22 protein-coding genes are annotated in these 22,432 nt (G+C 73.1%); 10 read left to right on the plus strand and 12 right to left on the minus strand.

The features are described from left to right. Positions 1–55: 55 nt before the first annotated feature. The 5 genes from ACGFZL_RS21370 to ACGFZL_RS21390 all read right to left on the minus strand — a co-directional run bounded on the left by ACGFZL_RS21370 (position 56) and on the right by ACGFZL_RS21390 (position 7,105). Positions 56–1,063 (minus strand): TerC/Alx family metal homeostasis membrane protein, encoded by a 1,008-nt coding sequence (locus ACGFZL_RS21370; RefSeq protein WP_355175072.1) that lies wholly within the window; start codon positions 1,061–1,063, stop codon positions 56–58. Positions 1,064–1,234: 171 nt separating this feature from the next. Continuing rightward, a complete protein-coding gene (locus ACGFZL_RS21375) occupies positions 1,235–3,244 on the minus strand; it encodes a TerD family protein (RefSeq protein WP_393693799.1) in 2,010 nt (669 codons plus the stop codon). A 90-nt stretch (positions 3,245–3,334) separates the two neighbouring features. Continuing rightward, positions 3,335–3,913: a TerD family protein gene (locus ACGFZL_RS21380; protein ID WP_355175076.1), complete on the minus strand. Its 579-nt coding sequence runs from the start codon at positions 3,911–3,913 to the stop codon at positions 3,335–3,337. Positions 3,914–4,065: 152 nt separating this feature from the next. Then, entirely contained in the window at positions 4,066–6,201 is a 2,136-nt protein-coding gene (gene uvrB, locus ACGFZL_RS21385) for an excinuclease ABC subunit UvrB (protein ID WP_355175078.1), read from the minus strand. A gap of 49 nt (positions 6,202–6,250) precedes the next feature. After that, positions 6,251–7,105: an MHYT domain-containing protein gene (locus ACGFZL_RS21390; RefSeq protein ID WP_393693802.1), complete on the minus strand. Its 855-nt coding sequence runs from the start codon at positions 7,103–7,105 to the stop codon at positions 6,251–6,253. A 303-nt stretch (positions 7,106–7,408) separates the two neighbouring features. Here ACGFZL_RS21390 and ACGFZL_RS21395 point away from each other — a divergent pair, with 303 nt between their 5' ends. Both ACGFZL_RS21395 and ACGFZL_RS21400 read left to right on the plus strand, forming a co-directional pair. Continuing rightward, entirely contained in the window at positions 7,409–8,296 is an 888-nt protein-coding gene (locus ACGFZL_RS21395) for a glycerophosphodiester phosphodiesterase family protein (RefSeq protein WP_355175082.1), read from the plus strand. A 57-nt stretch (positions 8,297–8,353) separates the two neighbouring features. Further along, positions 8,354–8,908: a methylated-DNA--[protein]-cysteine S-methyltransferase gene (locus ACGFZL_RS21400; RefSeq protein WP_393693804.1), complete on the plus strand. Its 555-nt coding sequence runs from the start codon at positions 8,354–8,356 to the stop codon at positions 8,906–8,908. A gap of 53 nt (positions 8,909–8,961) precedes the next feature. Here the strand turns inward: ACGFZL_RS21400 and ACGFZL_RS21405 are convergent, their stop codons facing one another. After that, positions 8,962–9,390, minus strand: coding sequence for a VOC family protein (locus ACGFZL_RS21405; protein WP_355175086.1), 429 nt, complete (start codon positions 9,388–9,390; stop codon positions 8,962–8,964). 122 nt (positions 9,391–9,512) lie between these two features. Here ACGFZL_RS21405 and ACGFZL_RS21410 point away from each other — a divergent pair, with 122 nt between their 5' ends. Continuing rightward, positions 9,513–10,421: a pseudouridine-5'-phosphate glycosidase gene (locus tag ACGFZL_RS21410; protein ID WP_393693807.1), complete on the plus strand. Its 909-nt coding sequence runs from the start codon at positions 9,513–9,515 to the stop codon at positions 10,419–10,421. Beyond that, positions 10,418–11,335 (plus strand): carbohydrate kinase family protein, encoded by a 918-nt coding sequence (locus ACGFZL_RS21415; RefSeq protein ID WP_393693809.1) that lies wholly within the window; start codon positions 10,418–10,420, stop codon positions 11,333–11,335. The genes ACGFZL_RS21410 and ACGFZL_RS21415 overlap by 4 nt, the downstream gene beginning before the upstream one ends. Positions 11,336–11,598: 263 nt before the next feature. Here the strand turns inward: ACGFZL_RS21415 and ACGFZL_RS21420 are convergent, their stop codons facing one another. Then, positions 11,599–12,393, minus strand: a complete 795-nt coding sequence (locus tag ACGFZL_RS21420) for a methyltransferase (protein ID WP_393693811.1) — start codon at positions 12,391–12,393, stop codon at positions 11,599–11,601. Between the two features lie 203 nt (positions 12,394–12,596). On the opposite strand from ACGFZL_RS21420, the gene ACGFZL_RS21425 reads away from it, so the two are divergent. Then, positions 12,597–13,724 (plus strand): magnesium and cobalt transport protein CorA, encoded by a 1,128-nt coding sequence (locus ACGFZL_RS21425; RefSeq protein WP_393693813.1) that lies wholly within the window; start codon positions 12,597–12,599, stop codon positions 13,722–13,724. A gap of 60 nt (positions 13,725–13,784) precedes the next feature. Here ACGFZL_RS21425 and ACGFZL_RS21430 read toward each other — a convergent pair whose 3' ends face one another. Next, a complete protein-coding gene (locus tag ACGFZL_RS21430; RefSeq protein ID WP_393693815.1) occupies positions 13,785–14,417 on the minus strand; it encodes a uridine kinase in 633 nt (210 codons plus the stop codon). Positions 14,418–14,574: 157 nt separating this feature from the next. Between ACGFZL_RS21430 and ACGFZL_RS21435 the strand changes: the two genes are divergently transcribed. After that, positions 14,575–15,054: a DUF1772 domain-containing protein gene (locus ACGFZL_RS21435; protein ID WP_393693817.1), complete on the plus strand. Its 480-nt coding sequence runs from the start codon at positions 14,575–14,577 to the stop codon at positions 15,052–15,054. A 151-nt stretch (positions 15,055–15,205) separates the two neighbouring features. After that, positions 15,206–16,696: a glutamate synthase subunit beta gene (locus ACGFZL_RS21440; RefSeq protein ID WP_393693819.1), complete on the plus strand. Its 1,491-nt coding sequence runs from the start codon at positions 15,206–15,208 to the stop codon at positions 16,694–16,696. A 94-nt stretch (positions 16,697–16,790) separates the two neighbouring features. Here ACGFZL_RS21440 and ACGFZL_RS21445 read toward each other — a convergent pair whose 3' ends face one another. After that, complete coding sequence (locus ACGFZL_RS21445; protein ID WP_393693821.1) at positions 16,791–17,075, minus strand: DUF397 domain-containing protein; 285 nt, start codon at positions 17,073–17,075, stop codon at positions 16,791–16,793. Continuing rightward, complete coding sequence (locus ACGFZL_RS21450; protein ID WP_393693823.1) at positions 17,076–17,936, minus strand: helix-turn-helix domain-containing protein; 861 nt, start codon at positions 17,934–17,936, stop codon at positions 17,076–17,078. Between the two features lie 174 nt (positions 17,937–18,110). Here ACGFZL_RS21450 and ACGFZL_RS21455 point away from each other — a divergent pair, with 174 nt between their 5' ends. The 3 genes from ACGFZL_RS21455 (at position 18,111) to ACGFZL_RS21465 (ending at position 21,377) form a co-directional block, all read left to right on the plus strand. Then, positions 18,111–18,812 (plus strand): ATP-binding protein, encoded by a 702-nt coding sequence (locus ACGFZL_RS21455; protein WP_407078457.1) that lies wholly within the window; start codon positions 18,111–18,113, stop codon positions 18,810–18,812. Beyond that, a complete protein-coding gene (locus ACGFZL_RS21460; RefSeq protein WP_393693827.1) occupies positions 18,803–19,246 on the plus strand; it encodes a hypothetical protein in 444 nt (147 codons plus the stop codon). The genes ACGFZL_RS21455 and ACGFZL_RS21460 overlap by 10 nt, the downstream gene beginning before the upstream one ends. A 295-nt stretch (positions 19,247–19,541) precedes the next feature. Further along, positions 19,542–21,377: an ABC transporter ATP-binding protein gene (locus ACGFZL_RS21465; protein WP_393694103.1), complete on the plus strand. Its 1,836-nt coding sequence runs from the start codon at positions 19,542–19,544 to the stop codon at positions 21,375–21,377. Positions 21,378–21,381: 4 nt separating this feature from the next. On the opposite strand, the gene ACGFZL_RS21470 is transcribed toward ACGFZL_RS21465, so the two are convergent. Next, positions 21,382–21,567, minus strand: coding sequence for a hypothetical protein (locus ACGFZL_RS21470; RefSeq protein ID WP_393693829.1), 186 nt, complete (start codon positions 21,565–21,567; stop codon positions 21,382–21,384). A gap of 155 nt (positions 21,568–21,722) precedes the next feature. Further along, positions 21,723–22,364, minus strand: a complete 642-nt coding sequence (locus ACGFZL_RS21475; RefSeq protein ID WP_393693831.1) for a DUF899 domain-containing protein — start codon at positions 22,362–22,364, stop codon at positions 21,723–21,725. Positions 22,365–22,432 lie beyond the last annotated feature (68 nt).

The raw sequence follows: 22,432 nt of genomic DNA on the forward strand, positions 1-22,432 counted from the left end.
TCCAGATGGCCGGCTCGGCCGGCGGGCGGCCCCCCGCCGGCCGAGCCGGCCGCGGTCAGGCCCCGACGCTGTCCTTGGCGGCCCCTTCGCTGCCGGCTGCCGCCGCCTCCGCCTCTGCCTCCGCCTTCTTGCGGGAGGCCCTCAGGCTGGTGATCGTGGTGACGATCAGGACGCCGCAGATCACGCCGAGCGAGACCGGGATGCTGATCTCCGGGACGTGCACCCCCGCCTCGTGCAGGGCGTGCAGCACCAGCTTGACGCCGATGAAGCCCAGGATGATCGACAGGCCGTAGGAGAGGTGGACCAGCTTCTTCAGGAGACCGCCGATGAGGAAGTACAGCTGCCGCAGGCCCATCAGGGCGAAGGCGTTGGCCGTGAAGACGATGTACGGGTCCTGGGTCAGACCGAAGATCGCCGGTATGGAGTCGAGCGCGAAGAGCACATCGGTGGTGCCGATCGCGAGCATCACGACCAGCATCGGGGTCATGACGCGCTTGCCGTTCTCCCGGATCCACAGCTTGGTGCCGTGATAGCGGTCGGCCACGCCGAAGCGGCGTTCGGCCGCCTTGAGCAGCTTGTTCTCCTCGAACTCCTCGTCCTCCTCGTCGGCCCGGGCCTCCTGGACGAGCTTCCAGGCGGTCCAGATCAGGAAGGCGCCGAAGAGGAAGAACACCCACGAGAAGCTGGCGAGGATGGCGGCACCGGCGGCGATGAAGCCGGCCCTGAGGACCAGGGCTATGAGGACGCCGATGAGGAGCACGCGCTGCTGGTACTGCGAGGGCACCGCGAACTTCGCCATGATCAGGACGAAGACGAAGAGGTTGTCGACGCTCAGCGACTTCTCGGTGATGAAGCCCGCGAAGAACTCACCGGCGGGCTGTCCGCCCCCGAAGAGAAGCAGGCCGAGGCCGAAGAGGCCCGCCAGGGCGATCCAGACGACCGTCCAGATGCCGGCTTCCTTGATCGACACGTCGTGCGGCTTGCGGCCGATGAAGAAGTCGACCGCGATGAGGGCGGCGAGGCCCAGGACTGTCAGGACCCACAGGGTCACCGAGACTTCCACTACACCTCCGGCAGTGTGGCACGTCAGATGTCAGCGTCATCGCTGCCGGAGGGGCTGGCCCTCCGTGTGGAGAACGGTACCCCAATCACCAAGGAACAGTAAAGAGATTGGTAAAGGGGAATCCAAAAGGCCAGTTCAGATGGGCTTTACCTACGCTTGACACATCCCCCGTCACCGGTTCCAGGAGCGCCGGGCGGCGGCCACCTGGCTGAGTACCCGCTGGAGCACCTCGCTGCCGGGCGGCACGAGCGACGGCTCGTAGGTCCAGGCGTGCCCGACCCACGGGTCGGCGAGGTGGTCGTCGGCCACCGGCGTCAGCCGCAGCAGCGAGCGCCACAGCGGGTCCAGGAGCGGCCCGTATCCGGCGGACTCCTCGCGGTCGGCCACCATCATCAGGTGGACGCCGACGGAGGGCCCTTCGTCGGCGAGGTAGCGCAACTGGTTCACCGCGCGGTCGTCGAAGCCGTGCGGGAAGTCGTTGACGATCAGGAGCTGCTGGGCAGTGTCCATCCCCGGCGGAAGCGCGTCCGGGGCGCCGCCGCGCAGCGCCATCTGCACCAGGTCCACGCGCTGAGTGAGCCGCGAGAGCACGTCCGCCACCCCCGCCGCGCCTTGCGTCGGCTCAGCGGCGAGCACGCCGGTCCGCACCAGCGGCGCGAAAGGCTGCGCCCCCGACCCGGCCGGGTCGATGACGTGCACGGTGAACTCGCCCGCGGGGTAGACGGCCAGCAGCCGCGCCGCGATGGCCACCGCCGCCTCCAGGCCCAGGCGCCGCAGCTCGTGGGAGTCGGCGAAGGAGCCGTCCAGCGAGCCGGCGCGCCCGCTGTCGATCCACAGGCCCCGCTCCAGCGGCAGCCGGACCAGCATCGGGATGCGTATCCGCTCGGCCTCGGGCAGGTGGAGGTCGCCCAGGCGCAGGGCCATCGGGATCTCCATGGGCGGGCGGTAGGCGTGCCACACGGGGTTGTCCCAGCGCGCGAAGGCGGCGGGCAGGGCCGGCTCGACGACGTCGGCCTCGGCGGCGAGCTGCTCCACGTCCCGGTCGAGGACCTCGCGGGCCTGGTCCACCAGTTGGCTGTGCTTGGCTCGCGCCGCCTCGCGCGCGGCGTCGCCCTGCCCGCCGATCCGGCTGCGCGGGTCGGACAGGACATGGTCGAGTTCCTTCTCCATGCGCGACTCGGCGAAGTCGACGGCGCTGCGGTAGGCGGCGGTGGTGCGGGCGAGGTCCTCGAACATGCCCCACACCTGGTTGTACAGGCGCTCCTCCATGGACCAGCCGGTGGCGTCCCCCGCGACGGGCTGGGCCGGCCGGCCGGGCTCGGCGGGAGGCGCGGACGGCGGGGGCGGCGGCGGGGCCGCGTGCTGTCGGCGCGGGTGGCTGTAGTCGATCGGGCCGCCGGTGGGCGCGGACGGCTGGGCCGGGGCGGCCGGGTCCCCTGCCGTACCCGGGTCCCCCGCCGTACCCGGGTACGGCGTCTGCGGCAGGGGGTCGGAGGTGCCCTGAGGTACCGGAGTCGCGTGGTCCGGTCCCGGCGCCGCTGCGGCGGAGCGGCGCGCGCGTTCGCCGTCCGGCGTCCGCGCCGGAGAGGCAGGCGGGGACGCGGGGGCCGGCGGGGCCGGTACCGAGCGGGCCAGGCCACCGGCGAGGGCAGCCTGGATGTCGGCGGCGAGCTGGTGCGCCTGGGGCAGCCCCTGGTCGGCGAGCAGCTCGGCGAGCCCGCCCGCGTACCCCTGGCCGACGGCGCGCACCTTCCAGGCGCCCTGCCGCCGGTACAGCTCGAGGGCCACGACGGCCGTCTCGGCCTCCAGGCCGGTGAGGGTGTAGCTGGCGATCTCCGTGCCGTCGAGGCCGGTGACGGCGACGAACGGGGCGGCGACGGCGCCGAACCGGGCGGGCCCCGCCCCGGTGGGCAGGGCGAGGAACACGCTGACCCGGTGCACCGCGTCCGGCACGGCGTCCAGGTCCACCGCCAGGCGGTGGTCGGCGGCGGCCTGCCGGGAGACCTCCAGGCCGGGCAGGGTGGGGGAGCCGGGATGGGCGACCCACTCCACTCCGTGCACCGTGCCGTTCTCGTCGCCGGTCGTGGCACCGGCCGCGACCGGTGCACCGGCCGAGACCCGGATCTCCAGACGGGTCCGGGACAGCGGGTGGTTCTGCCCGCGCACCAGCTCGGCCGTCATCGCCTGTCCCCCTGATTCACTTGGCTGTCACTCGCGCCGTGTCGTTCGCGACGGGGCCCGCCCGTGGGCCCCGTCCCGCCTCGTCAGGAGCTAGAGCGCCGGCAGGATCGCCGGCATCAGGTCCTGGAAGGTGCGCCCGTTGGCGGGCGTACCGAGGGCGGTCATCGCCCAGCCCTGACCCACGCGGTGCACCTTGGCCATGATCTGCGCCGTGAAGGCGCCGCCGCCGGCCAGCGTGTACCGGGCCAGTTCCTGGCCGTTGGTCTCGTCCACCAGGCGGCAGAACGCGTTCTGCACTTCCTGGAAGGTCTGGCCCGTGAAGGAGTTCACGGTGAAGACGATCTGGTCGATGTGGACGGGAACGCGCTGGAGGTCGACCAGGATCGCCTCGTCGTCGCCGCCCTGGCCGACACCGCCGACCAGGTTGTCGCCCGTGTGCCGGACCGAGCCGTCGTCGCTCACCAGGTGCCGGAAGAAGACGACGTCGACCGGCTGCTTGTCCGCGAACAGAACGGCGGAGGCGTCCAGGTCGATCTCCCGGGTGCGCGAGCCGAACAGGCCGCGCCGGGGAGCCGCCTGCCAGCCGAGACCCATGCGGACCGATGTCAGGCTGCCGCCGTCGTTCTTCTGCAGACTGATGGCCTGACCCTTGGTCATGTTGACGGTCACGCGCTGATTCCCCTCTCGAACTGTCCCCTGTTGCCGCGGTGCCCGCGGTTGACCAGAACACTACGCAGCGGCACCGACAGCGCCCCACCCTGGGTCGCACTTTGTGTCGGTCTTGCAACACACCGCGTGTCCGGACGGTCCGTCAGCCGTCGTCAGGCCAGGCCCGCCTCCCGCATCTGGCGCAGTTCCTTCTTCATCTCGGAGACCTCGTCGCGCAGCCGGGCGGCGATCTCGAACTGGAGGTCGGCCGCGGCGGCCCGCATGCGGTTGGTGAGGTCCTCGATCTGCCCGGCCAGTTCCTCCGCGGGACGGTCGGTGGGTGCCGTCTCCTCCGCCGCGCGCCGGCCCGCCTTGGCCTTCGTGGCCTTGCCGCCGAGCGCGGGAACGGGGGCCTTGGCGCCCTTGCCGTCCTTGGTCTGGCGGTAGCCCGAGCCGAGCAGTTGCTCGGTGTCGACGTCCTCGCGGGCGATCTGCGCGACGATGTCGTTGATCTTCTTGCGCAGGGGCTGCGGGTCGACGCCGTTCGCCGTGTTGAAGGCGATCTGCTTCTCCCGGCGGCGGTTGGTCTCGTCGATGGCCTTCTCCATCGCCGGGGTGATCTTGTCGGCGTACATGTGCACCTGGCCGGAGACGTTGCGCGCCGCGCGGCCGATGGTCTGGATCAGGGAGGTGCCCGAGCGCAGGAAGCCCTCCTTGTCGGCGTCGAGGATCGCCACCAGCGAGACCTCGGGCAGGTCCAGGCCCTCGCGCAGCAGGTTGATGCCGACCAGCACGTCGTACTCACCGGCGCGCAGCTCGCGCAGCAGCTCGACGCGGCGGAGGGTGTCGACGTCGCTGTGCAGATAGCGGACCTGGATGCCCAGTTCCACGAAGTAGTCGGTGAGGTCCTCGGCCATCTTCTTGGTGAGCGTGGTGACCAGGACGCGCTCGTCCTTCTCGGTCCGGGTGCGGATCTCGTGCACGAGGTCGTCGATCTGGCCCTCGGTGGGCTTGACGACGACCTCCGGGTCGACGAGTCCGGTGGGGCGGATGATCTGCTCGACCGCGCCGTCCGCGCGGGACAGCTCGTAGGCGCCCGGGGTGGCGGAGAGGTACACGGTCTGGCCGATGCGCCCCTGGAACTCCTCCCACTTCAGCGGCCGGTTGTCGAGCGCCGAGGGCAGCCGGAAGCCGTGGTCGACCAGGGTCCGCTTGCGCGAGGCGTCGCCCTCGTACATGGCGCCGATCTGGGGCACGGTCACGTGCGACTCGTCGATGACGAGGAGGAAGTCCTCCGGGAAGTAGTCCAGGAGGGTGTTGGGCGCGGTGCCCGGCGCGCGGCCGTCGAAGTGCATCGAGTAGTTCTCGATGCCAGAGCAGGTGCCGATCTGGCGGAGCATCTCCAGGTCGTAGGTGGTGCGCATGCGCAGCCGCTGGGCCTCCAGGAGCTTGCCCTGCTTCTCCAGCTCGGCCAGCCGCTCCCCCAGCTCCTTCTCGATGTCGTTGACGGCCCGCTCCATGCGCTCGGGGCCGGCGACGTAGTGGGTGGCCGGGAAGATGTACAGCTGCTCGTCGTCGCTGATGATCTCGCCGGTGACCGGGTGGAGGGTGGACAGGGCCTCGATCTCGTCACCGAACATCTCGATGCGGACGGCCAGCTCCTCGTAGACCGGGAAGATCTCGATGGTGTCGCCGCGCACCCGGAAGGTGCCCCGGGTGAACGCCAGGTCGTTGCGCGTGTACTGGATGTCCACGAAGCGGCGCAGCAGCTCGTCCCGGTCCAGCTCGTCGCCGACGCGGAGCGGGACCATGCGGTCCACGTACTCCTGCGGGGTGCCCAGGCCGTAGATGCAGGAGACGGAGGCGACCACGACGACGTCCCGCCGGGTGAGCAGCGAGTTGGTCGCGGAGTGGCGCAGCCGCTCCACCTCCTCGTTGATGGAGGAGTCCTTCTCGATGTAGGTGTCCGACTGCGGGACGTAGGCCTCGGGCTGGTAGTAGTCGTAGTACGAGACGAAGTACTCGACCGCGTTGTTCGGCAGCAGCTCCCGGAACTCGTTCGCCAGCTGGGCGGCGAGCGTCTTGTTCGGGGCCATCACGAGCGTGGGGCGCTGGAGCTTCTCGATCATCCACGCGGTCGTGGCGGACTTGCCGGTGCCGGTGGCGCCGAGCAGGACGACGTCCTTCTCGCCCGCCCCGACGCGCCGGGCCAGCTCGGTGATGGCCGCCGGCTGGTCGCCGCTCGGCTGATAGGGGCTGACGACCTCGAAGGGCGCCGGCGTGCGTTCGATCTCGGTAACGGGCCGCATGTCCTCAACGGTACGACCCACCACCGACAACCGGCCGCGATCAGCGGTTCTACGGGATCCGGGCGCCTTCCCGGACGGTCTGCCGGTCCGGCGACCGCGGCGCCGGCGGACGGTGGGCCGCGGCGCCGGCGGGCACACCAGGCCGGTCCTCGCCGCCGGGACGGGTGGCCGGCTTCCCGGTGACCATGAGCGGATCGAAGAGCACCACGACTCCGGCCAGGACGAGGAAGGCGAGGGGGCCGATCAGCATGGGGCCGAGCAGCTCGGCCGGCGCTCCGCCGGTGGCGGGGTCGGCGGTGCCGTGGGCGTGGACCTCGAGGGCGGCCATCCCGGTGTAGTGCATGCCGGTGACGGCGAGGCCCATCACCAGGCTCGCGCCCACGCTCCACAGGAAACCCCGGATCTGGCCGGCCGCCCACAGGGCGGCGGTCGCGGCGGCCACGGCTATTACGACGGACACGGCGACCGTCGGCGTGTCGTAGCCCAGCCGGCCGTCCAGACGCATGCCGGCCATGCCCAGGTAGTGCATCGAGGCGATGCCGAGACCGGTGATGGTCCCGCCGGTGAACAGGGGCGTGCCCCGCGCGCCCTGGTAGCCCACCATGAAGATCCCCACGCCGACCATGACGACGGCGACGGCGAGGCTGGCGAAGGTCATCGTCCAGTCGTAGCGGATCGGCGTGTTCTCGATCGTGAACCCCATCATCGCGATGAAGTGCATGGTCCAGATGCCGGAGCCGATGGCCGCGGACCCGAGGGCGAGCCATGCGGGGCGCCGGTGCCGGGCGGCCGAGAGCGACCTGGTGGTGCAGCGCAGTCCGAGCGCACCGCCGAGGCAGGCCATGAGGTAGGCCACCAGTGGGGTGACGAGTCCGTACCGGAACCCGTCGACCGTGTCGTGCATGTGCGGCTGCCTTTCCGCCCGCTCGCGTTCCCGGTAGCTCCCGGGCACGTCATGGTGCTGCGTCCCGTCCCCGAACCGGGCGAACGGTCGGGGCCGAGGCAGAGCGTATGTCCCCCACCGGAGTGGTCGAACGATTCTGCGGCAAAGAATCACGGCCTTGCCCCAGTTGTGCGGTCGCGGTGAGCGGGGTCGAGGCGGAGTCGGGTGACTTCCTTCGCCCGGTGGCCATGTCCCGACCCCCCGCCGCTCACTTTCCGGTGTCACAGTGAGACCGTCCGTGATCGACCCAGGCAAGGAGTACGCATGCACGCGCGCGCAGTAGCCGTCACGACCACCGCGCTCCTCGGACTCGCCCTGACGACCCCCCTCTCCCATGCCAGGACCGCCGCCGACGAGGGGCCCTCGGTCATCGCCCACCGGGGAGCGTCCGCGTACGCGCCGGAGAACACCCTGGCCGCCGTCGACAAGGCGGCTGAGCTGGGCATCCGCTGGGTGGAGAACGACGTCCAACGCACCAAGGACGGGGAACTCGTCGTCATCCACGACGACAGCCTCGCGCGGACGACCGACGTCGAGCAGGTCTTCCCGGGGCGGGCGCCGTGGAAGGTGAAGGACTTCACGGCCGCCGAGATCCGGCGACTCGACGCGGGCCGCTGGTTCGCCGCCGCCTACGCGGGCGCGCGCGTGCCGACGCTGAAGCAGTACCTCGACCGCGTGACACGCCACCACCAGAAGCTGCTCCTCGAACTGAAGAACAGCGAGCTGTACCCGGGCATCGAGCGGCAGACCCTCAAGGCCCTCGACGACGCGGGCTGGCTCGACCGGCCGCAGGACACCGACCGGCTGATCGTGCAGAGCTTCGACGTGGACAGCATCCGCACCGTGCACGCCGCCGCGCCGGCCGTGAAGACGGCGATCCTCGGAACGCCGTCGGTGTCGGCGCTGCCGGGGTACGCCGACTTCGCCGACCAGGTCAATCCGTCGTACGACACGCTGTCGTCCAGCTACGTCTCCTCCGTGCACGCCTTCACGGGGCCGCACGGCCGGCCGATGGAGGTGCTCGCCTGGACGGTGAACGACGCGGCCACCGCCCGCAAGGTCGCCGGACTCGGGGTGGACGGCCTGATCACCAACAAACCGGACGTGGTGCGTGACGCGGTGGGCGGGGCGGTGGACTTCGCGCGCCGCTGACCTGCGCGTATCCCGGTCCGCCACCCGTTGTCAGTGGCGGGCCGTACGGTTGCGCCCATGGACAGCCATGGGCGCAACACGCAGCAGGTGGTGTGGACGGTGGTCGACACCGGCATCGGGCCGTTGCTGCTCGCCGCGACCCGCGACGGCCTGGTGAACGTCGTCTTCCACGCCTCCGGCGCGATACGCGACCGCGCCCTGGAGCGCCTGGCGTCCCGGCTGGGCACGGAGCCCGTCGAGGCGCCCGGCTCACCGCTGCTGGCCGAGGCGATACGGCAGGTCGAGGCGTACTTCGCGGGCGACCGGCGCGACTTCGAGCTGCCGCTGGACTGGTCACTGATCGCGGGCTTCAACCGCGAGGTGCTGCGGGAGCTGGCCTCCGGCGTGCCCTTCGGCTCGGTCGTGGGCTACGGCGACCTCGCCGACCGGGTCGGCCAGCCGGGTGCCGCACAGGCGGTGGGCACGGCGATGGGCGCCAACCCGCTGCCGGTCGTGGTGCCCTGCCATCGCGTGGTGGAGAGCAGCGGCGGCCTGGGCGGGTTCGGCGGCGGCCTCGACACCAAGCGCCAGTTGCTCGCCCTGGAGGGCGTGCTGCCGCAGCCGCTGTTCTGAGGGCGTTGCGCAGTGTCCCGCCCGCCCCGCGGGCTGCGCCGCGTCCGGGGACGTCAGTCGTAGTGCCGGGCCTCGATGATGTTGCCGTCCGGGTCGCCGAAGTAGAAGCTGCGGCGGGCCGGGCCCCGGGCGCCGGAGGAGTCGTAGGACAGCTCGGAGACGGGGACGGACTGCGCCTCGAGCCGGGCCCGCAGGGCGTCGAAGTCGTGACGCGGCAGGGCCAGGCAGATGTGGTTGACGGGGTGGCCCGCGCTGCCCTCCGCCCCGGGCAGCATCCGCATCTGCTCGGCCAGGGCACGCGGGGCGAGATCGAGGATGGTCTCCTCGGTGAGACGTACCGAGGGGAAGCTCACCGTCCCCGCGGCGTACTCGGGGACCCGCAGCGGCTCCAGGCCGACGAGCTTCTCGTAGAAACCGGCTGCGGCGACCGGGTCCCGCACCCAGAGCACGACATGGTCGAGACGTACTGCGCTGTCCGTCATGGTTCCAGGCTGTGCGCCGGGCCTCGATGACGCAAGGGAACCACCGGTGTGGTGCGTGGGGTTTGGCGGGGCTCCGGGGTCGCCAGGGATGGAGAGAGGGCCGACGGAGGGGAGGCGGACGCATGCGACTGGTGGTGTCCGAGGAGGTGCGTGCGGCGCTCGACGCGCGTCGCCCCGTGGTGGCGCTGGAGTCCACGATCATCGCGCACGGACTGCCGCGACCGCGCAACCTGCTGGTGGCCCGGGAGCTGGAGGAGGCGGTACGGCGGGAGGGCGCCGTGCCGGCGACGATCGCCGTGCTGGACGGACGGCCGCTGATCGGCCTGGACGAGCGGCAGCTGGAGCGGATCGCGAACGAGGAGGGTGTCCGCAAGCTGGGCCACCGCGACCTGCCGCTCGCCGTCGCCGCCGGGGTGAGCGGGGCGACGACCGTGTCGGCGACCGCTCTGCTCGCGGCGCTGGCCGGCCTGCGGGTGTTCGCGACCGGCGGGCTCGGCGGGGTGCACCGGGAGTGGACGGTGACCCAGGACGAGTCGGCCGACCTCGGCCTGCTGGCGCGCACCCGGATCACGGTGGTGTGCGCGGGCGTGAAGTCCATCCTGGACGTGCCGGCGACCCTGCAACGGCTGGAGACCCTCGGCGTGGCGGTGGCCGGGTACGGCACGGACCGCTTCCCCGGCTTCTACCTCTCCGACTCGGGGCATCCGGTGGACTGGAAGCTGGACACCCCGGAGGCGGTGGCGGCGGCCATGCGGGCGCAGGACGCGCTCGGCGGGCCCCCGGCGGCGCTCGTCCTCGCCAACCCCGTGCCGGAGGAGGAGCAACTGGACCCGGCCGTGCACGCGCGGGTGCTGGCCGACGCGCTGCACGCGTGCGCGGTGGAGGGGGTGACGGGCCAGGCGGTCACGCCGTTCCTCCTCGACCACCTGGTACGGCACACCGACGGGGCCTCGCTGAGCGCCAACCTCGCGGCGGTGCGGGGCAACGTGCGGCTGGCGGCCCGGGTCGCGGCGGCCTGGGCGGCGGGGTGAACGCGGGCGGGGACGGCGCGCTGCTCGTCGTCGGCGACGTCGTGACGGACATCGTCGCCCGCCACCGCGGACCGCTGGCGACGGGCACGGACACGACCGCTGCCATCCGACGGCTGCCCGGCGGGGCGGGGGCCAACGTCGCCTGCTGGGCGGCCCGGTCCGGCTGCCCCGAGGTGCGGCTCCTCGGACGGGTCGGCGCGGACGCGGCGGCCTGGCACGAAGAGGAGCTGGCGGCCCACGGAGTACGCCCCCTGCTCACCGTCGACCCGGTCGCGCCGACCGGCACGGTGATCTGCCTGGTCGACTCCGGCGCCGGGGGCGAGCGGACCTTCCTCACGGACAGCGGGGCGTCGCTGCGCCTCGGGCCCGGCGACTGGTCGGACTCCCTCCTCGACGGGGTCGCTCGGCTGCACCTGTCGGGCTACCTGCTGTTCTCGGAGCCGGGCCGCGCCGTGGTCGCCGCGGCGCTGGCCGCGGCCCGTGCGCGTGGCACTCCGGCCAGCCTCGATCCGGCGTCGGCCGGATTCCTCAAGGAGCTCGGCACGGACCACTTCCTCCACCTGATCGACGGTGTGGACCTCCTGCTGCCCAGCCGGGACGAGGCGTGTCTGCTGACGGGGCGGTCCCGGGCGGCGGACGCGGCGGCCGAGCTGAGCCGGCGCGTGCCGCTGGTGGTCGCGACCCACGGGGCGCGGGGTGCCCTGGTGGCCCGGTCCGGTGCCGTGACCGCCCGGGTGCCCGCCCCCGCGGTGTCGCCGCTGGACAGCACGGGGGCGGGTGACGCCTTCACCGGCGCGTTCCTCGCCGCGCTGATCGCCGGCGCGGAGCCGTCGGCCGCCGCGGCGGCAGGGTGCCGGGCGGGGGCCGAGGCGGTGGCGCGGGTGGGCGGGAGGCCCCCGCGGCGGCACGAGTGAGGTGCCGGGCCACCCGAGCACCGGCGCGGGTCGGGCCGCCCGCGAGCACCGACGGCGCCGGTGACGCGATCGCTCTTGGACGCCGATGCCACGCGCCACACCGACGGACGCCGGCGCCACCCGCGACACCTTCGGGCGCCGGCGCCGCACGCCGACGGCCGCCGGCGCCGTACGCGGCACCAATGGCCACCGACCCCGCACGCGACGGTCGGCAGCCCGCGACAAGGCGCTGCGCCACCGCCCGTACCGGGCCCGCACGACCGCTACGCCTTGCGCCCCCACGCCGAGATCATGGGTGCCGTCGCGAGGTCCATGTCGCCGGAGGCCACGTTGGCGAGATGGCGGTCGATGTCCTCGTCGGTGGCGAGGCCCGCGGTGACCAGCCGGTCCCGGATCTGACGCACCGTCGCCGACTCCAGGGCGGCGCAGGCGGGCGAGGTGACGGGGAAGCAGGCGTCGGCCTCCACGCCGCGCAGGCCGGCCTCCCGGAGCAGCCGGGGAAGCCTGCGGCCGTAGGAGAGGTCCGCGCCGCGCCGGGCGAGCAGTTCGCGGAAGCCGTGCCGCAGCCGGTTCGCGAGCTGCTGTTCCTCGCCGCGGTCCTCGGGGCAGAGCAGGGGCTGCAGCGCGGGGTCGGCGTCCTCGATCAGGAGCCGGCCGCCCGGCCGCAGGGCGGCGACCATGGACAGCAACGCCTTCTCGCGGTCCGCGACATGGACGAGGACGAGCCGGGCGTGGATCAGGTCGAAGTCCTCCCCCGGCGGTTCGTCCGCGCCCACGTTGTGCAGCCGCACCTCGACCGGCGGGCGGGCTGCCGCGGTGAGGCGCGAGGTGTCGATGTCGCTCGCGACGACCCGGCCGGTGGGTCCCACCTTCTTGGCCAGCCAGGACACCACGGACGTGCCGCCGGCCCCGACCTCCCAGCAGCGCCAGCCGGGTCCGACACCGAGGGCCGAGAGGTGTCGGAACGTCGTGGGGTCGAACAGGGCGGCGAAGGCGTCGAAGCGCTCCGCCGCCTCGTCCTGCCGGTTGTCGAGGAGGTATCCGTCGGTTCGCGTCATGCCGCGATCATCCCAGTTGCCCGCCTTGTGGTGAACGGTCGACGCTCCGGCGCGGGCGGGCCCCGACGGCGTGTCGTCCACAGGCGGGAACCAACCGGAATCCGCGCTGTCCACAGGCTCGTTCGCGCTTCGCACGGATTTGGCAGACTGGCGGCCGAGGCGCGGGAGGCACGGCGCAAGGGGACCCACGCGAGGAGATCCGGATGTCGGTGGCAGGGAATCTGCGGAAGGTCAGGAGCCTGGGCAGGGCGAGCGGTCTGCGCAAGGTGGCGCGGCTCGCCCGCCGCCGCCCCCGGGTGGACCTGAGTCACCCCGCCCGCTCTCCGCTGGGCTCCTCGGTGGTGAACTGCGTGACCTACCGGGACGGGATCCGCATCCCCGAGGGCGACGATCCGGTGGCCGCGGTGCGGCGGGTGCGCGGGTACGGCAAGGGGTTCGTCTGGCTGGGCCTGCACGAGCCGACGGACCAGGAGTTCGCCGGGGTGGCGGAGCTGTTCGGACTGCATCCGCTGGCGGTCGAGGACGCGATCGAGGCCCACCAGCGCCCGAAGGTGGAGCGGTACGGCGAGACGCTGTTCGCCGTGGTCAAGACGGTCTGTTACGTCGAGCACGAGCAATTGACGGCGACCAGCGAGGTGGTGGACACCGGCGAGATCATGGTGTTCCTCGGCGAGGACTTCGTGATCACCGTGCGGCACGGACGGCACGGCTCCCTCGGCCCGTTGCGCGAGGAGCTGGAGTCGGACACCGCCCAGCTCGCCAAGGGCCCGTCCGCCGTGCTGCACGCGATCGCGGACCAGGCGGTGGACGAGTTCCTGACCGTCATCGAAGCGGTGCAGGCGGACATCGACCAGGTGGAGACGGACGTGTTCGCGGAGAACGGCGGACGGGTCGACGCGGGACGCATCTACCAGCTCAAGCGCGAACTGCTGGAGCTGAAGCGGGCGGTGGGGCCGCTGAGCCGGCCGCTGGAGGAGCTGGCCATCCGGCCGTTCCGGGCGGTCGACCCGGAGATACAGGCCTACTTCCGCGACGTGGCCGACCACCTGCTGCGGGCCACGGAGCAGCTCGCCGCCTTCGACGAACTGCTCAACTCCATCCTCCAGGCCCACCTCGCCCGGGTGACGGTCGCGCAGAACGAGGACATGCGCAAGATCACCTCCTGGGCCGCGATCGTCGCCGTGCCGACGATGGTCTGCGGGGTGTACGGAATGAACTTCGAGCACATGCCGGAGCTGCGCTGGCGGTACGGCTACGGCCTCGTCATCGGGGTGATAGCCCTCGCCTGCCTGTCGCTGTACCGGGGCTTCCGGCGCAACGGCTGGCTCTGACGGCTCGCCGGCCGGTCCCGGCCGGTGGCCCGGGCCGGCGATTCCGGCCAGTGGCCCCGGTCAGCCGGTCCACGCCGGGTGGCGCGGGTCGTCGGCGCGCACCAGAACGTCGGCCGTGCCGGACGGGTCGGCCTCCGTCTCGTAGCGCTCGAAGGCGGGCAGGGTCCAGTGCTCGGACTCGGGGGTGCGGCGGCGCAGGGCGCCGGGGCTCAGGACGAGATGGACGGTGAGGTCGAAGGGGAACCAGTGGCGCAGCAGGAAGGGGCCGTGCAGGAGCAGTGCGCCGCCCGGGGGCAGCTCGGCGTACGGGCTGCGCGTGGCGCGGTCGGTGCGGGGGTCCCACAGGTCGGGCAGGACCCGTCCGTCACCCTCGGGACCGAGCGGGTCGAAGACCTCGCGCCACAGGGCGCCGGTGTCCTGCCAGCCGTCGTAGTAGGACTCGACGTCGTGGTGCCCGTACTCCAGGCGCACTGAGGCGGGCCGCAGGAAGCCCTCCGTGCCGACCACGAGGGAGGGCCTGCCGCGGACCCGCAGCGCGTCGGACACCCGCTCGGCGAGGTCGCTGGCCCGGGCGGCCGGGGCGCCGTCGAGGGCGATCCGGGGGCGGAGGCCGCCGTCGGCGGGCTCCAGGGCGAGCACGCGCTCGGCGAGCAGGTCGCCGAGCCGGTCCCAGGTGATCGCTTCCAGTCGCACCCGCCCATGATGCGTCAACCGGCGGCCCGCCCGCCTGGACGCTCGCGCATGGGCCCGCGCGGCTGGGCCATGGTCGCCACGGCCGCGCGCAGGTTGACTTGGATCATCGGCGACGGCGGTCGGAACGACAGCATGAACACTGGGGAGACGAGGGGACATGATCGACGGACCGTACTTGGTGCTGGCGGTGCTGGGCGTGCTCGGGACCGGCATGACGGCAGGCGTCTTCTACGCCTTCTCCACCTTCGTGATGCGCGGGCTGGCCGCGCTGCCGCCGGCCCAGGGCGTCGCGGCCATGAACGCGATCAACACGGCGGCGGTGCGAGTGCCCTTCATGCTCCTGTTCCTCGGGACGGCGGCCCTCGCGCTGGCCACCGGCGTGGTGACGTGCGTGGTGTGGCCGGCGGAGGGTGCGGTGCTGTTGCTGGTGGGCAGCGCGTTGTATCTGGTGGGCTCGTTCGGTGTCACGGTGGCGGCGAACGTCCCCCGCAACGCCACGTTGCTGCGCCGGGAGCCGGGCTCGGCGGAGGCGGCCGGCCACTGGGGTCGCTATGTGCGCGAGTGGACCGCGTGGAACCACATACGCACGGCGGCCTCGGTCGCGGCGACGGCGGCCTACGCGCTGGCCCTGGTCTGACGGGACGGCATGGGGCGGCGGCACCGCGGCACAGGCGGCGCGGCCGGTGGACTGCGTACGCGGTGGGCGCGACGTATCGTGGCCGGAAGGGTCCCGTCCAGGCCCGGCTCCACGACTCCAGGACCGCCCCCGCCACGCTAGGAAGACGGCCATGGCCGATCCCAAGGGTTTCCTCTCCACTCCTCGCGAGGAGTGGCCTCGCAGGCCCGCCGAGGAGCGGGTGCGGGACTGGGAGGAGGTGTACGTCCCCGGTGCCCTGCTCCCGATCGTCGGACGGCAGGCCGATCGCTGCATGGACTGCGGGGTGCCCTTCTGCCACGAGGCCTGTCCGCTCGGGAACCTGATCCCGGAGTGGAACGACCTGGTCGCCCGGGAGGACTGGCGGGCGGCGAGCGAGCGGCTGCACGCGACGAACAACTTCCCGGAGTTCACCGGGCGGCTGTGTCCCGCGCCGTGCGAGGCGGGCTGCGTGCTGGCCATCAACCAGCCGGCCGTCACCATCAAGAACGTCGAGTGCGCCATCGCCGACCGGGCCTGGGAGGAGGGGTTCACGCCGCCGCGTCCGCCGGACCGGCTGTCCGGGCGGACGGCGGCGGTGATCGGCTCCGGGCCCACCGGCCTGGCGGCGGCCCAGCAGTTGACCCGGGCCGGTCACACGGTGGCCGTCTTCGAGCGTGACGACCGGATCGGCGGGCTGATGCGGTACGGCATCCCGGCGTTCAAGATGGAGCGGCGGCATCTGGAGCGGCGCATCGAGCAGATGCGGGCGGAGGGGACGAGGTTCCGTACGTCGACCGCGGTCGGGCGGGACGTCGACGCGGCCGGGCTGCGGAGCCGTTACGACGCGGTGATCGTGGCCGTCGGGGCGACCGCCTGGCGCGAGCTGGCCGTGCCGGGGCGGGAGCTGGCCGGGATCCACCAGGCCATGGAGTACCTGCCGTTGGCCGACCGGGTGTGCGAGGGCGATCTGTCGGCCTCGCCGTTGTCGGCGGCCGGGAAGCACGTCGTCATCGTGGGAGGAGGGGACACGGGAGCGGACTGTCTGGGGACCGCGGTGCGGGAGGGCGCCGCGTCGGTGACCCAGCTGGACATCTACGCGCAGCCGGGCGCGGAGCGCGACGAGGCGGCGGAGCCCTGGCCGACGTATCCGAAGCTCTACCGGCTGTCGGCCGCCCATGAGGAGGCGGGGCAGTTGCGGACCGCTCCGGCGGCGGACGCGGACGCCCGGCTGTTCGCGGCGTCCACGCTGCGCTTCTCGGGCGACGCGGACGGGCGGGTGCGGTCGCTGCATCTGGTCGGGGTGGACGCGGGGCGCCGGCCGCGGTCGGGCAGCGAGCGGGAGCTCCCCGCCGACCTGGTGCTGCTCGCCCTCGGCTTCTCGGGTCCCGACCGGCGGGACGGGCTGGTGGAGCAGCTGGGGCTGACGCTGGAGCCGCGGGGCACGATCGCGCGGGACGGGGACTTCGCGACCGGTGTGCCGGGGGTGTTCGCGGCCGGGGACGCCGCGCGCGGGCAGTCGCTCATCGTGTGGTCGATCGCGGAGGGCCGGGCGGTGGCGGCTGCCGTCGACCGTCACCTGTCGGGCGGGAGCACGCGACTCCCGGCGCCGATCGGCCCGTTCGACCGCCCGATGAGGGCCTGACGGTCGTTGCCGCGTCGTCGTCCGATCACTGATGTCGGGTGGCCTTCGAGCGGGTCGGCCGCGATGACACGTGTCGACGGCCGTTCATCAGCGGTCATGACAACAGAAAGTCCGCCTCCCCCGCCTTCGCGCCCTCGATGAACGCGGTCATCTCGGCGGTGGTGTAGATCAGCGCGGGCCCGTCGGGATCGGTGGACTGGCGGACGGCTATCCGGCCGTCGGCGAGTTTCATGGCCTCCAGGCAGTTGCCCCCGTTGCCGCCGCTCCACGGCTTGTGCCAGCCCTCGCTGCCCAGCTCCCGGGCCGGCATGCCGTTGTAGATCCGCTCGGAGCGGTGGCCTGCCGGGCGCGGGGGCCACGGGGAGTCGATGCGGTTCATTCACAGCTCCTTGCGGAGGTCCCGGAGGATCTCCTTCGTGCGATGTGCCGTGGCGGCCTGCGCCGCCATGCGGTCCATGACCTCGAGGTGGGTGGCCACCTCGGCGCGCGCGTCCAGGTAGACGGCGCCGGTCAGGTACTCGCTGTAGACCATGTCCGGAAGCTCCGGCATGGCGAACCGGAACAGCACGAACGGCCCGTAGGTGCCCGGGTGCGGCCCGGCGGCGAACGGGGCGATCTGGAGCGTCACATGGGGCAGCTCCATGACCTCGAGCAGCTTGTCGATCTGGGCGCGCATCACCTCCGGGCCGCCGACCGGGCGGCGCAGCACGGTCTCGTCCATGACGGCCCACATCCGGGGCGCGTCCTCGCGGGTGAGCAGGGCCTGGCGCTGTGTGCGCAGGGCGACATGGCGTTCGATGTCGTCGGGCCGGGTCTGGCCGACGGCGCCGGAGCGCAGCACTCCGCGCGCGTAGTCCTCGGTCTGGAGCAGGCCGGGGACGAAGTGCGGTTCGTAGGAGCGGATCAGGGCGGCGGCGCCCTCCAGGCTGACGTACATGGAGAACCAGCCCGGCAGGATGTCGTGGAAGCGCTGCCACCAGCCGGGCTGGTTGGCGTCCTCGGCCAGCCGGACGAATGCCTCGGCCTCCTCCTCGTCGACGCCGTAGGCCCTCAGCAGGAGCTGGAGGTACGGAATCTTGAGGGCGACCTCGGCCGTCTCCATGCGGCGCACGGTGGCGGGGGCGACGCGCAGGACGCGGGCGGCCTCCTCGCGCTTGAGTCCGGCGCGTTCCCGCAGGTCCAGCAGGCGTCGGCCGAGGACGACCTGGCCGACCGTCGGCGCGGACCGCGGCTCGCTCACCGTTTCGCCTCCCGAAATGTCCCGACAAGCCCGGCGGCGCCATTCGAAGATCTTTTCGAAGGTCCTGGCAGACCTTCGGTGATCTGAAGTGGCGCCGCTCGACGTGCTGTTGCGAGCAGTGTGCCACGCCGGTCCGGACCGTCACACAGCACTCTGCATATTTCAGAGTGAGTCTTGCCAAGTGTTCACGCCGGGGCGATAGTGGCAAGCGTGATTCCGTCCGCGCCCTTAGGAACAGACGCCGCCACGACCCGCCCGGGTCTCGGTGCCGCCATGGGAGCCGGGACCGCCGCCGCAGGGCGCAGGTTCCGCTTCGAGCTGGCCGCGCATCCGGGCTCCCCCGCGCAGGCCAGACGCCTGACCCGGGCCCGGCTGACCGGCTGGTCGGTGTGCGAGGACACCTGCGACACGGCGGCCCTGGTGGTCTCGGAGCTGGTCACCAACGCGATCGTGCACACCGCGAGCAGACACATAGTCTGCGAGCTGCACGACGGCCACGACCTGGTGCGCATAGCCGTCCGTGACGAGGGCTGCGCGCCCGGCCAGCCCTATGCCGACGGGCAGCAGCCGGACGACGAGCACGGCAGGGGCCTGGTCCTCGTCGACGCCCTGTGCGCCGCCTGGGGCGCCCACGAGCACGGTCCCGGCCTGCTGGTCTGGGCCGACCTGCCGCGCACGGCCGGCGAGCCGGACACCCTCGCACCCCGCGGCGACCTCGGCTGGGGCGCCCGCCCGAAGCCCGGCCCCGCCGACGGCTCCGAGGGCGACGGCGACACGCAGGCCCACCACCGCGACGCCCACCACCGCGACACCCATCACGACGAGGCGCACGGCCGCGAGGCCCACCACCGCGAAACGGGGACCGCATGGCTATGAGGTCCGCGACCGGCAGCACCCTGCCGCTCGCCCTTGACACCCTGGTCCGCCTCACGCGCCGCCGGCACACCCCGGGCGTGCCACTGCGGCTGTCCGTGCCGGAGGGCATGACGGCCCCGCTCGGCTGCGACGCCGTCGCGACGCCAGCGACCCTCGGCGCCCAGCTGGTGCCCCGGCTGCCCCGCGTGGGCTGCGTCTACGCCGACCGGGGGCGCTGGTGGTGGCTCGTGCCGTCCGACTCCGACTACGCCCTGGACTGGCCCGCGCCCGCCCGCTACGCCACCGACGCGGTCGTCCCCGACACCCCGGACGCGCCCCAGCTCCTCTACCGCCCCGACGGCCCGGTCCCCTACACCCCGCCCATCCCCCTCTACCTGGCCCTGTGCCGGCTGACGGGGACCACGCCGGCCTGGTCCCGGCCGGTCAGCGCCTAGGAGGCGCACGGGCCGAGACCCAGCTCGGAAGCGGGCTGCCAGACGGCACCGGAGGAGGCCGTGAAGCGGCGCGGAAGCCTCCCGTCGCGCGCCCCCGCGCCCCCTCTCAACCCCTCTCGCGCCCTGCCACCGGGCGCCCCGCCCCGCGATAGTGGCCGTTCGTCCACGATCGGGGGAGGGCCGACGGTTGCGGGTGCGCGGAGCGAGCGACGGGACGAAGAGGGACGGCGACCCGGAGGCGGCCGGGGTGTCGGAGTCCGAGCGGCTGCTCTTCGGCGGGCCGCTGCGCTACGACATGGGCTGGAACCGGCACTCCGACGCGTTTCTCGAACTGGGCCTGCGGGCCATGGTGACCCGGCTGCCCGCCCTGCTCGTCTCGAGCCTCGCGCTCGCCCGCCGCGCCGACGCCCGGGCCGCGCGGACCGTGCTGGCCGCCGAGGCCGGCCGGGGCGTGGCCCAGGCGGTCGGACTGCTCGCCGTCAACAGCGTCCTGGGCGGCCTGATGACCGCGGGCCCGGTCGGCGAGCGGCTGCGCGGCAGCCTTCCCGCGCTGGTCGTGCTGGCCGTCGTGACGTTGGCCGGGGCGCTGCTGCGGGCGGCCTCCACCCACGCCACGGGCCGGCTCGAGCCCAAGGTGGAGCGGGTGGCCACCGAGCGGTACCTGGAACGGGCGGCCTCCGTGGAGCTGGCCGCCATCGAGGACCACGCCTTCCACAAGCTGCTGGACACCGCCCAGTACGGCGCGGCCTCCGCCCGGCGCATGATCTCCCTCGGCGCGGCCGTGATGAACGCGCTGATCTCGCTGGTCGCCGCGGCCGGCGTGCTGACCGTGCTGCACCCCGCCCTGCTGCCGCTGATGGTGGCGATGACCCTGCCCAGCGCCTGGAGCGCGCTGACGCTGGCCCGCCGCCGGTACGAGTCGTTCCACGCCTGGGTGCAGCACGCGCGGGCGGGGCGGCTGCTGGCCGGCCTGCTGATCGAGCCGGGCGCCGCGCCCGAGATCCGGGTGCACGGGGTGGGCCCCTTCCTGCTGCGGCACTTCCGCGCGATGTCGGAGACCGCCGAGGGCGAGCAGGCGCGGCTCGCCCGCCTCGCGGCGCGCACCGGGCTGATCGCCTCGGCGTGGACGGGCCTGGCGGCGGCCGCGACGTACGCCACGCTCGGCGCTCTGCTGCTCGGCGGCGCGATGGCGCTGTCGGTGGCGGGCACGGCGGTGATCGCGATCCGCACCGGCTCGCAGAGCCTCGGCAGCCTGGTCGTGGAGGTCAACGCGCTGCACGAGGAGGCCCTCTTCGTCGGGGACCTGGACCGCCTGCATGTGCAGGCCGCGCAGTGGGCGGTCCCGGCGGGCGGCGCCGCGCTGCCGGAGGACCCCAAGGAGATCCGCTTCGAGAACGTCACCTTCCGCTACCCGGGCGACGCCGCCCGCCCGGCGCTCGACGACGTCACGCTCACCCTGCCGCTCGGCCGCATCGTGGCGCTCGTCGGCGAGAACGGCTCGGGCAAGACGACCCTGGTCAAGCTGCTCGCCGGGCTGTACACGCCGGACCGCGGGCGGATCCTGTGGGACGGCGTGGACGCGGCGACGGCGGACCGGCGGGCGCTCGCCGAGCGCGTCGCGATGGTGGCGCAGGACTTCAAGCGCTGGCCGTTCACCGCGCGCGTGAACGTCGCGGTGGGCCGCTCCTCGGCGCCGCTCGCCGACGACCGGGTGGCCGCCGCTGTCGCCGAGGCGGGCGCCGGCGAGGTGGTCGCGGACCTGCCGCGGGGCCTGGACACCCTGCTGGCCCGCGACTTCAGCGGCGGCCACGAGCTGTCCGGCGGGCAGTGGCAGCGGATCGGCATCGCCCGGGCCGCCTATCGCGGCGGCGACATCCTCATCGTGGACGAGCCGACGGCGGCCCTGGACGCGCGGGCCGAGCTGGAGGTCTTCGAGAAGATCCGCGCCCTGGCGGGCAGCGGCCAGACGGTCGTGCTCATCACCCACCGGCTGGCGTCCGTGCGCCACGCGGACCTGGTGCACGTCCTCGACCAGGGCCGGCTGGTGGAGTCCGGCTCACCGGAGGAGCTGCTGGCCACGGGCGGCGTCTACGCGGAGCTGTACGCGCTCCAGGCGGACCAGTTCGCCTGACGCGTCAGGCGAGGACCACCCCGGCGGTCTCGCCCCCACGGACGATGACCAGGAACATGTCCGTGACGAGGTCCATGACGACCTCCGCGGCCAGGCCCTCCTGGCGGCGTGCGTGAGCGAACTCCTCCGCGGGCCAGGATCCGCGGGGTCCACCGGCAGGAAAGCTTTCGAGCACTGTTCGCCCGTTCACCCTGCACCTCCATGTCGCGCTGTACTCGTAGAACTAAACGACAACCATGGAGTGAACGGCTCGCGGCGTGACGCTACTGAGACGTGGTCGACACTCGATCACCGTAAAGAGTGAGCTTCACCTGCGCCGTTCGGGTCTGTTCGGGACCGTGGGTGTCAGAGGTCGTACTCGTCGTGATGGCGGACGCCGCCCCGGGGGTCGCGCCGGCCGAGCGCCGTCAGGTCCAGGAGGCTGTCCGCCGAGCCGAGCCCGTCCAGGCCGCGGCCGAAGGCCGAGTAGGTGTGCAGGACCCGGTCGCCCTCGCGCAGGAAGCAGCTCAGCCCGGCCCGGTCCAGCGGCTGCCCGTCCCGCTCGACGGTCGCCTCGAGGTCGCGGTCGAAGTCGCCGGGGTACGAGGAGTACCAGGGCAGCGTCCAGCCCATCCGCGCCTTGAACGGCAGGATCCGCGGGTACGGCGCCCGGGACACGGCCGCGAACGACGTGCCCCGGGCGCGCAGGTGCGCGAGGTGCCCGATCTGGTCCAGGAACGCCGAGCAGCCGGGGCAGCCGGCGTCCCACTCGGGGGCGAACATGAAGTGGTGCACGACGAGCTGGTCGCGGCCCTCGAAGAGGTCGAGCAGCGTGGCCTTGCCGTCGCCGCCCTCGAAGACGTACTCCGTGCCGACCTCCACCGCGGGCAGCCGCCGCCGCTCGGCGCTCAGCGCGTCACGCGCGCGCGTGGCCGCCTTCTCCTTGGCCAGCAGGGCCTCGCGCGCCGCGCGCCAGTCCGCGCGCGGGACGATCTCGGGAAGCGACATGGGCGCCGGCTCCTCGTGTCCGGGGATACGTGGAAGTGGTGACCGCCGGACCCGGCGGAACTCATCGC

Source organism: Streptomyces sp. NPDC048182 (assembly GCF_043202555.1).
In the GTDB taxonomy this organism is placed as follows: Bacteria; Actinomycetota; Actinomycetes; order Streptomycetales; family Streptomycetaceae; genus Streptomyces.

Excerpts from the sequence above, each read along its gene's own strand:
- ACGFZL_RS21375 (WP_393693799.1), bottom strand. The coding sequence starts at position 3,244 with ATGACGGCCGAGCTGGTGCGCGGGCAGAACCACCCGCTGTCCCGGACC.
- uvrB (WP_355175078.1), bottom strand. The coding sequence starts at position 6,201 with ATGCGGCCCGTTACCGAGATCGAACGCACGCCGGCGCCCTTCGAGGTC.
- ACGFZL_RS21390 (WP_393693802.1), bottom strand. The coding sequence starts at position 7,105 with ATGCACGACACGGTCGACGGGTTCCGGTACGGACTCGTCACCCCACTG.
- ACGFZL_RS21395 (WP_355175082.1), top strand. The coding sequence starts at position 7,409 with ATGCACGCGCGCGCAGTAGCCGTCACGACCACCGCGCTCCTCGGACTC.
- ACGFZL_RS21400 (WP_393693804.1), top strand. The coding sequence starts at position 8,354 with ATGGACAGCCATGGGCGCAACACGCAGCAGGTGGTGTGGACGGTGGTC.
- ACGFZL_RS21405 (WP_355175086.1), bottom strand. The coding sequence starts at position 9,390 with ATGACGGACAGCGCAGTACGTCTCGACCATGTCGTGCTCTGGGTGCGG.
- ACGFZL_RS21410 (WP_393693807.1), top strand. The coding sequence starts at position 9,513 with ATGCGACTGGTGGTGTCCGAGGAGGTGCGTGCGGCGCTCGACGCGCGT.
- ACGFZL_RS21420 (WP_393693811.1), bottom strand. The coding sequence starts at position 12,393 with ATGACGCGAACCGACGGATACCTCCTCGACAACCGGCAGGACGAGGCG.
- ACGFZL_RS21425 (WP_393693813.1), top strand. The coding sequence starts at position 12,597 with ATGTCGGTGGCAGGGAATCTGCGGAAGGTCAGGAGCCTGGGCAGGGCG.
- ACGFZL_RS21435 (WP_393693817.1), top strand. The coding sequence starts at position 14,575 with ATGATCGACGGACCGTACTTGGTGCTGGCGGTGCTGGGCGTGCTCGGG.
- ACGFZL_RS21440 (WP_393693819.1), top strand. The coding sequence starts at position 15,206 with ATGGCCGATCCCAAGGGTTTCCTCTCCACTCCTCGCGAGGAGTGGCCT.
- ACGFZL_RS21445 (WP_393693821.1), bottom strand. The coding sequence starts at position 17,075 with ATGAACCGCATCGACTCCCCGTGGCCCCCGCGCCCGGCAGGCCACCGC.
- ACGFZL_RS21460 (WP_393693827.1), top strand. The coding sequence starts at position 18,803 with ATGGCTATGAGGTCCGCGACCGGCAGCACCCTGCCGCTCGCCCTTGAC.
- ACGFZL_RS21465 (WP_393694103.1), top strand. The coding sequence starts at position 19,542 with ATGGGCTGGAACCGGCACTCCGACGCGTTTCTCGAACTGGGCCTGCGG.
- ACGFZL_RS21475 (WP_393693831.1), bottom strand. The coding sequence starts at position 22,364 with ATGTCGCTTCCCGAGATCGTCCCGCGCGCGGACTGGCGCGCGGCGCGC.